The organism is Elstera litoralis, from assembly GCF_000963705.1.
Taxonomy (GTDB): domain Bacteria; phylum Pseudomonadota; class Alphaproteobacteria; order Elsterales; family Elsteraceae; genus Elstera; species Elstera litoralis.
The window spans coordinates 1-9,956 of the sequence record NZ_LAJY01000411.1 but is presented as its reverse complement, the minus strand read 5'-3'; the positions used below and the strand labels follow the sequence as shown (position 1 = coordinate 9,956).

Annotated in this window: 13 protein-coding genes; all 13 read left to right on the top strand. The window is 63.2% G+C overall.

Annotated elements, in window-relative coordinates; genetic code table 11:
* Positions 1–246: SPOR domain-containing protein (locus VZ95_RS14720; protein ID WP_045776527.1), on the top strand; the 246-nt coding region annotated here is incomplete at its 5' end.
* A 12-nt stretch (positions 247–258) separates the two neighbouring features.
* Positions 259–945 (top strand): site-2 protease family protein, encoded by a 687-nt coding sequence (locus VZ95_RS14715; RefSeq protein WP_045776526.1) that lies wholly within the window; start codon positions 259–261, stop codon positions 943–945.
* The gene (locus VZ95_RS14710; RefSeq protein ID WP_045776525.1) at positions 945–1,766 is read left to right on the top strand and encodes a segregation and condensation protein A; all 822 of its coding nucleotides are present in this window, start codon (positions 945–947) and stop codon (positions 1,764–1,766) included. The genes VZ95_RS14715 and VZ95_RS14710 overlap by 1 nt, the downstream gene beginning before the upstream one ends.
* Positions 1,763–2,440 (top strand): SMC-Scp complex subunit ScpB, encoded by a 678-nt coding sequence (scpB, locus tag VZ95_RS14705; RefSeq protein WP_045776524.1) that lies wholly within the window; start codon positions 1,763–1,765, stop codon positions 2,438–2,440. Before VZ95_RS14710 ends, scpB begins: the two co-directional genes overlap by 4 nt.
* Before the next feature lie 111 nt (positions 2,441–2,551).
* A complete protein-coding gene (locus VZ95_RS14700) occupies positions 2,552–4,216 on the top strand; it encodes an ABC transporter permease (RefSeq protein ID WP_084627812.1) in 1,665 nt (554 codons plus the stop codon).
* An 8-nt stretch (positions 4,217–4,224) separates the two neighbouring features.
* On the top strand, positions 4,225–5,244 hold the full coding sequence (locus tag VZ95_RS14695) for an ABC transporter ATP-binding protein (protein WP_045776523.1): 1,020 nt from the start codon (positions 4,225–4,227) through the stop codon (positions 5,242–5,244).
* 211 nt (positions 5,245–5,455) lie between these two features.
* On the top strand, positions 5,456–5,728 hold the full coding sequence (locus VZ95_RS14690; protein WP_198148323.1) for a hypothetical protein: 273 nt from the start codon (positions 5,456–5,458) through the stop codon (positions 5,726–5,728).
* Between the two features lie 30 nt (positions 5,729–5,758).
* Positions 5,759–6,610: a twin-arginine translocase subunit TatC gene (gene tatC / locus VZ95_RS14685; RefSeq protein WP_332308106.1), complete on the top strand. Its 852-nt coding sequence runs from the start codon at positions 5,759–5,761 to the stop codon at positions 6,608–6,610.
* 48 nt (positions 6,611–6,658) lie between these two features.
* The gene (gene serS / locus VZ95_RS14680) at positions 6,659–7,939 is read left to right on the top strand and encodes a serine--tRNA ligase (RefSeq protein WP_045776521.1); all 1,281 of its coding nucleotides are present in this window, start codon (positions 6,659–6,661) and stop codon (positions 7,937–7,939) included.
* Entirely contained in the window at positions 7,936–8,751 is an 816-nt protein-coding gene (surE, locus tag VZ95_RS14675) for a 5'/3'-nucleotidase SurE (RefSeq protein ID WP_045776520.1), read from the top strand. Before serS ends, surE begins: the two co-directional genes overlap by 4 nt.
* Complete coding sequence (locus VZ95_RS14670; RefSeq protein ID WP_045776519.1) at positions 8,748–9,449, top strand: protein-L-isoaspartate(D-aspartate) O-methyltransferase; 702 nt, start codon at positions 8,748–8,750, stop codon at positions 9,447–9,449. The genes surE and VZ95_RS14670 overlap by 4 nt, the downstream gene beginning before the upstream one ends.
* Before the next feature lie 8 nt (positions 9,450–9,457).
* A complete protein-coding gene (locus tag VZ95_RS27285; protein ID WP_052711797.1) occupies positions 9,458–9,685 on the top strand; it encodes a hypothetical protein in 228 nt (75 codons plus the stop codon).
* A 56-nt stretch (positions 9,686–9,741) separates the two neighbouring features.
* A partial coding sequence (locus VZ95_RS27280) for a LysM peptidoglycan-binding domain-containing protein (RefSeq protein WP_232302676.1) occupies positions 9,742–9,956 on the top strand: 215 nt, incomplete at its 3' end.

The following is a 9,956-nucleotide window of genomic DNA, read 5'->3' as shown; positions in this document are numbered from 1 at the left end:
GCCAGCGCGCCGCGCGGCGCGAAAGTGCAACTGGGCGCGGTGAAATCGGAAGCGGCGGCTTCGGCGGAATGGGCGAAGCTGCAAAAGGCCAATCCCGAACTCGCCAACCTCTCGATGAGCGTCGCCAAGGTCGAGATTCCCAATAAGGGCACCTATTACCGCATTCAGGCGGGGCCGGTCGCCGATGGCGGCTCGGTCTGCGCAGCGCTGAAGGCGCGTGGTCAGGATTGCCTCATTGTTCGCTAAAGTTGCATTCTGATGCCTGAACTCGCAGGGATTCTGCATAGTATCTCGGTCTGGCTGCTGCCGGCGCTGTTGGCGATTACCCTGCACGAGGCGGCGCATGGCTATGTCGCCAATGCCTTGGGCGATCCCACGGCGCGGCTGGCGGGACGCTTGAGCCTTAACCCGATCCGTCACATCGACCCGGTGGGAACCATCTTCCTGCCGGGCTTGATGCTGCTGGTCGGATCGAATTTTTTCTTCGGTTGGGCGAAAGCCGTGCCGGTAGATATGCGCTACCTGCGCTCGCCCCGGCGCGATATGGCGATTGTCGCCGCCGCCGGTCCGCTCACCAATTTCGCGATGGCCTTGATTGCCGCCCTGCTGCTGCACGGCTTGCAGCATATGCCCGATGTGGCGTCGGACTGGGCGCGGCAGAACCTGCTGAACGCGATTAAATTCAATGTGATTCTGGCCGTCTTCAATCTGATGCCGATTCCGCCGCTCGATGGCGGGCGGGTGGCGGTTGGGGTTCTGCCGCTGTTTCTCGCGCGACCCCTGGCGCGGCTTGAGAATATCGGCATGCTGATCGTCATGGGCTTTGCTTTCATCATTCCGATGGTCTCGGCGCAGGCGGGCTATCCGATCAATCCCTTGGGGTGGCTGCTGAGCGGTCCGATCAACGCGGCGATTGTCGCGGTTTTAACGCTCGCAGGCTGGTAGTGACCGGCGAGTCCGAGGCGTGGGATGCCCGCCCCGAGCCTGCCGATGAGGCCGTTCTTCTGCTCGATCTCGACGGTTACGAAGGCCCCATCGATGTGCTGCTGACCCTGGCGCGCGAGCAAAAGGTCGATCTCACCAAAATCCGCATTCTGCCGCTGGTCGATCAATATCTCGCCTTCATTCGCGGCATTCTGCATCGCCGTTTAGAAGTTGCCGCCGATTATCTGGTGATGGCGGCGTGGCTCGCCTACCTAAAATCACGCCTGCTGCTGCCCGACCCGCCGAGCGAGGAGGAGGAGCCCAGCGCCGAGGAAATGGCGGCGACGCTGGCGTTCCAGCTTCAACGGCTCGAAGCGATGCAGAAGGCGGGCGCGCGGTTGATGGCGGGAACGCTGCTTGGCCGGGATGTCTTCGCGCGCGGTTTCCCCGAGCGGTTCGAGGTGGATGCCCGCGTACGCTGGGATGTTACGCTCTACGAGCTGCTCACCGCTTATGCCGACCATAAGCGCCGCACCGATTATTCGCGCCTGCGCATCGCCGCCACCGAGCTTTATTCGATGGATGACGCGCTGCAACGCCTGTCCGAACGCTTGGGGCAGATGCCGCTTTGGGAGGCGCTCAGCAGTTTTTTGCCCACCGATATCCGCGACGGGCTGGTGTTCCGCTCGGCGGTTGCCGCCACGTTTCTGGCCGCGCTGGAACTGGCGAAATCGGGTAAGCTCGACCTGCGCCAAGCCGAGCGCTTCGGCCCGATCCTGGTGCGCTCCCCCGCTGCGGACGATGTTCTGGAGCCGGATGAGGAAGGGAGTATCGCCCTATGAAACTCGAACCCCGGACCTCCGAACCCCTATCCTATGAACTGCGCGTGCTGGAAGCGCAGCTTTTTGCCGCAGCCACCCCGCTAACCGAGATCGATCTGATCGTGCGCATGCCGCCGGGGGCGGATGTGAAGGCGCGGTTGGCCGAGCTTGCGGCGCTCTATCAGGGGCGGGGGGTTGAGTTGGTGCAGCTTGCCGGCGGTTGGGCGTTCCGCACCGCGCCGGACCTTGCCACCGCCCTGCGGGTGACGCTGGACGTGAGCCGTAAACTGTCGCGCGCCGCCGTCGAAGCTTTGGCGATTATCGCTTACCATCAGCCCGTAACCCGTGGGGAAATCGAAGAAATTCGCGGCGTTCAGCTTTCGCGAGGCACGCTCGATATTCTGCTGGAATCGGGGTGGATTAAGCCGAAAGGCCGCCGCCGCACGCCGGGCCGCCCCGTGACCTGGGTGACGACGCCGGGGTTTTTGGACCATTTCGGCCTGACCAGTCTCGACGATCTGCCGGGGGTGGAGGAACTGAAAGCGGCGGGCCTGCTGGACCGGCGCAGCGGCATCACTATCGCCATGCGCGAGGAAGAGGCGGAGGCGGCGTTGCAAGCGGAGGCCGATGATCCTGTCGAAACCCTGCTCGGCGATGCTCCTCCCGATCTTGCAGGTGAGAGTCAGTCGCGTTAAGGTTCGCAGGATCATAGGGCAGCCCGCTGTCTTTTCTTCTTGCCGGTGAAACCCGTGACTGACGCTAGCCTTCCTCCCCCCTTGACCTCTGCCGGGAGCCCTCTGCCCACCGTGCCGCTTCGGTGGCATTGGGGGCGTGTGGGCGGCGGTTGGGCGGTTTTGGCGCTGGGATTGGCCCTGGTGCTGGCGCTGCCGATCCTGACGATTCTCGGCTCTTTCCTGTTTCCGGCTTGGGACGTGTGGGCGCATTTGCTCTCGACGGTCATGCCGACCTATCTGCGCAATACACTCCTGCTGATGCTGGGCGTCGGGCTGGGGGTTGCCGTGATCGGCGTGGGGACGGCGTGGCTCGTGACCCTGTGCCAGTTCCCCGGCGCGCGGGCGTTTGAAATTCTGCTGCTGCTGCCCTTGGCCTTTCCCGCCTATGTGGTGGCCTATGCCTATACCGGGCTGCTCGATAGCGCCGGGCCGGTGCAAAGCCTGCTGCGCGCAGGGCTAGGGTTGGAGTTGGGCAGCTATTGGTTCCCGCCGATCCGCTCCTTAGGCGGGGCGATCGCGGTGATGGTGCTGGTGCTCTACCCTTATGTTTACCTGTTGGCGCGGGCGGCGTTTCTCGAACAATCGGTGTGCGTACTCGAAGCCGGACGGTCGTTGGGGCAAACGCCGTTCGGTTGTTTTCGGCGGTTGGCCGTGCCGCTCGCCCGGCCTGCAATTGCGGGCGGCGTGGCGCTGGCGCTGATGGAAACGCTCAATGATTTCGGTACGGTGCAATATTTCGCCGTCGATACGTTGACGGCGGGGATTTACCGCACTTGGCTCGGCATGAACGAGCCGGCGGCGGCAACGCAATTGGCGGGGTTGCTGCTGCTCTTCGTGATCGGGCTGATGGCGCTGGAGCGTCAGGGGCGCAGCGGCAGTACGCGGCACACGAGTTTGCGCTACCGGCATTTGCCGCGCTTTCAACTCTCGCCCCGGAAAGCCGCGCTGGCGATGATCGCCTGCCTGCTACCGTGCCTGCTTGGCTTCATCGTGCCGCTGCTGATGCTGTTGGCTTGGGCTTTTGATACCGCGCCCGCAATGGTGAATGCCGCTTTCTGGGACGCGGCGGAACATTCGTTGCTGTTGGCCGTAATCGCCGCCGGGGTCGCCGTTTCCTTGGCCTTGACTCTGGCTTATGCGCGGCGATTGCACCCGACTTGGCTCGTGCGCGGGGCAACGCGCTCCGCCAGCTTGGGCTATGCCGTGCCCGGATTGGTGATTGCCGTCGGCGTGATTATTCCCTTGGCCGCCATCGATACCGCCGTCGATGGGGCGAGCCGCCGCCTCTTTGGGGTTTCGACCGGCTTAATCCTCTCCGGCACTTTGATTGCGCTGCTCTTCGCCTACGTCATCCGCTTTCTCGCCATCGCCTTGAATGCCGTCGAGTCGGCCTTGGGGAAAGTGACGCCGCAGATGGATTTTGCCGCACGCAGCCTGGGGCGCTCGGCCGGGGAGACCCTGTGGAGCGTGCATCTGCCGATCATTCGCCCCAGCCTATTGGCCGCTGCGCTGCTGGTGTTCGTCGATGTGATGAAAGAGCTTCCCGCCACACTCATTCTGCGCCCCTTCAACTTCGATACGCTCGCGGTGCTCGTTTTCGCGATGGCGGGCGATGAGCGTTTGGCCGATGCTGCCCCGGCGTCGCTGGCGATTATGCTCGTCGGCCTGCTGCCGGTGCTTCTGCTGGCGCGGGCCTTGGCGCGGAGCCGCCCCGGCACGTCATCCGGCCAAGAATAGGAAAATCCATGCTGGTTATTGAAGCGGTGAGCCATGCCTATGGCGCGCTCCAGGCGTTGCAATCGGTCAGTCTCGACGTTGCGGCGGGGGAAGTCGTCTGTTTGCTTGGCCCGTCCGGCTGTGGGAAATCGACGCTTTTGCGCATCGCGGCGGGGCTGGAACCAGTTCAGCACGGGCGGGTGGAACTGGCGGGGCAGGTGGTTGGCGAGCCGCGTCTCAGCCTGCCGCCCGAGTTGCGCCGCGTCGGCATGGTGTTTCAAGATTTCGCGCTGTTTCCACACCTGACCGTGACGCAGAATATCGCGTTCGGCCTGTCCGACCTGCCGCGTGCCGAGCGGCAGGCGCAGGCGGCGCACTGGGTGGCGCGGATCGGTTTGCCCGATTTGGCCGATGCTTTTCCGCACACGCTTTCGGGCGGGCAGCAGCAGCGCGTTGCTTTGGCGCGTGCCCTCGCGCCGTCGCCGCGCCTTGTGCTGATGGATGAGCCCTTCTCCGGGCTCGACGTGACCTTACGCGACCGTTTGCGCGACGCGACTCTATCGCTGCTGAAGGACGCTGGCGTTGCGACCGTCCTCGTCACCCACGATCCGGACGAAGCCATGCGCATGGCGGATCGGATTATTCTGATGCGCGCCGGGCGAATCGAGCAGGCGGGCGCGCCGCTCGACCTTTACAATCGCCCCGTCTCGGCTTTCGCGGCGGCCTTCTTCGGTTCGGTGACGCTGCTGGACGCGCGCGCCGAGGGCGGGGAGGTCGTAAGCGATCTCGGGCGCTTCGATGCGCCGGTTCAAAGCGGGCCGGTGACGATGATCGTGCGGCAAGAGGCGCTGCACCGGGCGGGCGAGGGCGGCTTGAGGGCAATGGTGACGCACGCCCGCAGCCTGGGGCGGGAACATCTGATTGGGCTAACGATTGGGTCGACCGCGCTTACGGCGCGGTGGGCCGAGGGGCGGTTGCCGGGGGTGGGCGAGCGCATCCCCGTGGTTCTCGATCGGCAGCGGGTGCATCTCTTTGCCAAGGAAGCCTAAGGGGCGCGGTAAAGCGTGCGGCGGGTGATTGCACGGGCTTCGCCCATCTGCCATAGTCCGCACCGCTGCGGGCGAAAGGTTTGTGCGGAATGTTCGATATTGCCTGGTCGGAATTACTGCTGATCGGCGCGGTTGCCTCATTTTCATCGGTCCGAAGGAATTGCCGGGACTGCTGGTGAATATTGGCCGATGGGTACGCCGCGCGCGAAGCATGGCCTCAGAGTTTCAGAGCAGCCTCGATCAGGCGGTTCGCGAAGCCGAAGTGGATCAACTGAAGCAAAAAATGAATGCGGCCGTGATGGAAGCGGAAAAAGACCTTCCCTCCATCGATCTGCCGAGTTTCAGTATGCAGCTGGAGCCCGCGCCGGTTGCGGCGGCACTCCCCGACCCTGTGCCCGCGATGATCGAATCGGTGCCCCCGCGCCGGACGATACGGCGAGCGACGCTGCGCCCGATCCTCTTCCCGTTACGCCGGAAAGCGTAAGCGCTCCTACTGCGCCGGAGACTTTGCCGCGTGTCTGATCCGATGCTTGCGACCGAAACCCCCTCTGGCCCCGAGCATGACCGGCAAATGCCGATCATCGAGCATCTCGTCGAGCTGCGACGGCGGCTGATTTACTCCTTCGTGGGTTTTTTGATTTGCTTCGGCATCGCCTTTTGGAAGTCGGACCTTGTGTTCAACTTTCTGGCCGATCCGCTGGCGCACGCCTTGGGCGAGGGGCGGCGGATGATCTATACCGATCTCACCGAAGCTTTCTTTACCCGCGTTAAGCTTGCAAGCTGGACGGCAGCGTTTCTGGCGTTTCCGGTGATCGCAACCCAGGCCTGGATGTTTATCGCCCCCGGTCTCTATAAGAATGAACGCAGCGCCTTCTGGCCGTTTTTAGTGGCGACGCCGGTGCTGTTCTTCATGGGCGCGGCGCTGCTCTATTATTTCATCATTCCGATGGCGTGGGAGTTCTTTCTGAGCTTTCAACAGTTAGCGCCCGAAGGCGGGATTGGCCTGCCGATCCAGTTTGAAGGGAAGGTCAACGAGTATCTCTCGCTGATTATGTCGCTGATTTTCGCCTTTGGGATTGCGTTCGAACTGCCGGTTTTGCTGACGTTGCTGGCCAAGGTTGGCATCGTCAGTTCGGCGGGGTTGGCGTCGAAGCGCCGCTATGCGGTCGTCGTCGCCTTCGTGGTGGCGGCGGTTGTGACGCCGCCGGACATTATCAGTCAGGTTGGTTTGGCGATCCCGTTGATTCTTCTCTATGAAATTTCGATCTGGTCGGCCAAGCTGATCGAACGCAATCGCGCCAAGGCGGAAGCCAAACGCGATGCCGACCTTGGGATCAACGATGATGAGCCTAGGCTTACGATCTAAGGGGCTGGTTTTTAGATGAACACTCTAGCGTTTTACGGTTGATGGTCGATGCATGATCTAACGATGATCCGGTCTGCTCCTGAAGCTTTCGATGCGGGTCTTGCCCGGCGCGGCCTGCCGCCCCGGAGTGCGGAAATTCTGGGGCTCGACGCCCATCGCCGCGCCTTGATTCTGGAAACCGAGCAGGTTCAGGCCCGCCGCAACGAGGCGTCGAAGGAAATCGGCACGCGCAAGCGCCAGGGCGCGAGTGCCGACGATCTGATGGCCGAAGTCGCGCGGCTGAAGGATGTTCTGCCGGATCTTGAAATCCGCACTAAAGCCGCTGAAGAATCGCTCGATGCCGTACTGGCGGCCCTGCCGAACCTCCCAGCGGCGGACGTGCCGGACGGCCCAGATGAAACCGGCAATGTCGAGGTGCATCGCATCGGCACGCCGCGCGCGTTCAATTACCCGGCGCTTCAGCATTTCGATCTGGGCGAAGCCCTGGGGATGATGGATTTCGAAGCCGGCGCGCGCCTGTCGGGCAGCCGCTTCGTCGTTTTGCGCAATCAGATTGCGCGTCTAGAGCGGGCGCTTGCCAATTTCATGCTCGATCTGCACACGGGCGAGTTCGGCTTTACCGAAATGAGCGTGCCCTATCTAGTGCGCGATGCGGCGATGTTCGGTACCGGCCAATTGCCGAAGTTCGAAGAAGAATTGTTCCGCACAACGCGCGGCGACTGGCTGATTCCGACCTCCGAGGTGCCGCTGACCAATCTGGTGGCGGATCAGATCGTTTCGGAAGAAGAACTACCGCTGCGCTTTACCACCCACACGCCCTGTTTCCGCTCGGAAGCCGGATCGGCGGGGCGCGATACGCGCGGCATGATCCGCCTGCATCAGTTCTCCAAAGTCGAAATGGTGGTCGTTGCGACGCCGGAACAGTCGGAAGCCGAGCACGAGCGTATGTTGACGGCGGCGGAAACTGTGCTGAACCGGCTGGAACTGCCGTTCCGCACCGTCACGCTCTGCACGGGTGACATGGGTTTTTCCGCGCGCAAGACTTACGATATCGAAGTCTGGTTGCCGGGGCAGAATGCCTATCGCGAAATCTCGTCGATCTCCAACTGTGGCGACTTCCAGGCGCGGCGCATGAAGGCGCGTTGCCGCAAGGCGGGGGATAAGCATATCCGGCACGTTCATACGCTGAACGGCTCCGGCCTTGCCGTCGGGCGGGCGCTGGTTGCCGTTCTTGAAAACTATCAGCAGGCCGATGGCAGTATCGCGCTGCCCAGCGTTCTGCACCCCTATATGGGCGGCCTGACCAAGATCGAAGGGGCGGCGGTATGAGCGCGCTCTATGATCCGATCACGCTCGACGGCGGCCGTATCCTGCTCTCCAACGACGATGGGGTGCTGGCACCGGGGCTGAAGACCCTGCACCGCATCGCAAAAGCTTTGGCGAAGGATGTGTGGATCTGCGCGCCGGAAACCGAACAGAGCGGGGCGGGGCATTCGCTGACCCTGCGCCGTCCGTTGCGCATTCGTCACGTTGGGCCGAAGCGTTTTGCCGTCGATGGCACGCCGACCGATTCGGTGCTGCTCGGCATCCGCCAGGTCATGCAGAAGCATCGACCGAGCCTGATGCTGTCAGGCGTCAATCGCGGCAGCAATATCGCGGAAGACATGACCTATTCCGGAACGATTGCCGCCGCGATGGAGGCGACGCTGCTCGGCGTTCCGGCGATTGCCCTGTCACTGCACGTCAGTTCCGGCATGGCCCCGCGCTGGGAAACGGCGGAAGCCCACGGGCCGGAGCTTATTCGCCGCCTGATTACGATTTCCTGGCCGAAGAATGTGATGCTCAACGTCAATTTTCCGGACTGCGCGCCGGAAGACGTGAAGGGCGTCGTCGTCACCCGGCAAGGCAGCCGCAAGATGGGCGAGCAACTGGGTCAGCGCACGGATATGCGCGGCGAACATTATTATTGGATCGGCCCAATGAGCGCGGCGGAAGCGCCGCCGACCGATACAGACGTGGCGGCGGTTTTCGGGCAGTATATTTCCGTGACCCCGCTCAATCTCGACCTGACCGACCAGCCGACCAGCGCCGCCCTGCGCAATGTGCTGGGCGCGTCGCTGGAGACAATGGCCCCGGCATGACCACCCCCGACCCGCGCCACGATCGACTGCTGACGGTTCTGACCGAAGCCGGGATTCGGGACGAACGGGTATTGGCGGCTATTCTGCGCGTGCCCCGCGATTTTTTCGTGCCGCCGACGTTCCGCGAGCATGCGTTCGAAAATACCGCGCTGCCCATCGGCCAGGGCCAGACGATTAGCCAGCCCCAGGTCGTCGGCATCATGACCGAGGTGCTGCGCCTGACCGACCGCCATAAGGTGCTCGAAATCGGCACGGGGTCGGGTTATCAAACGGCGATTCTGGCCTTGCTCTGCCGCCGGGTCTATACCATCGAGCGGCATAAATCCTTGCTGAAGGAAGCCGAAGAGCGGCTGGCGCAGCTTCGGATTACCAATGTTACGGCGAAGCACGGCGATGGCGGCATCGGCTGGGCGGAGCAAGCGCCGTTCGACCGGATCATCGTGACGGCGGCGGCGGAACAGGAAGTGCCGCGCCCGTTGCTGGAGCAATTGGCGGTCGGCGGCATGATGGTCGTTCCGGTGGCGCGCAGCCCCATCGATCAGCGGCTGCTGCTGGTCTCGCGCACCGAAACCGAGGTTGAGGTTCAAGATTTGGGCGCCGTGCGCTTCGTGCCGCTGATTAGCGATATGCTGGAGCAAAGCCCACCGCAAAGTGTGGCGGAAGCCCTGTCGCGCCTCACTGCGCCGCGCCGGAGCTAGGAAGAGCGATGCGCATCGTCCCCCGCCTCATGCTTGGCCTCGGCCTGATTGCAACCGCGCTCACCGGCTGCGGCGATAAGGGGTTCGATCAACCGGAATGGGCGGGCGGGCCGCGTCCGGCGGCTTTGGGGCGGCAGGGCATCCAGAGCAGCGGCATTCGCGCCAGCTACGTCGTGCAGCGCGGCGATACCGTCTATGCCTGGCGCGGGAGTTCAAGGTTCCGGTCAAAACCCTGATCGATCTGAACGATATTCAGCCACCCTATCAGCTTCTGATTGGCCAACGCCTGTCGGTGCCGACCGAGCAGATTCACACCGTAGCATCGGGCGATACGCTCTATTCGATTTCGCGGCGCTATAATGTCGATACCACGGCCCTAGTGCGTTCCAATGAGCTGCGCGACCCCTTTACGCTGAAGGTTGGGCAACTGTTGGTGCTGCCGGGCACGGTCGCCGAAGCCAGTGCTGAGCCCGCGCCGCCGATCCCGGCCCCCAAGCCCTTGACGGG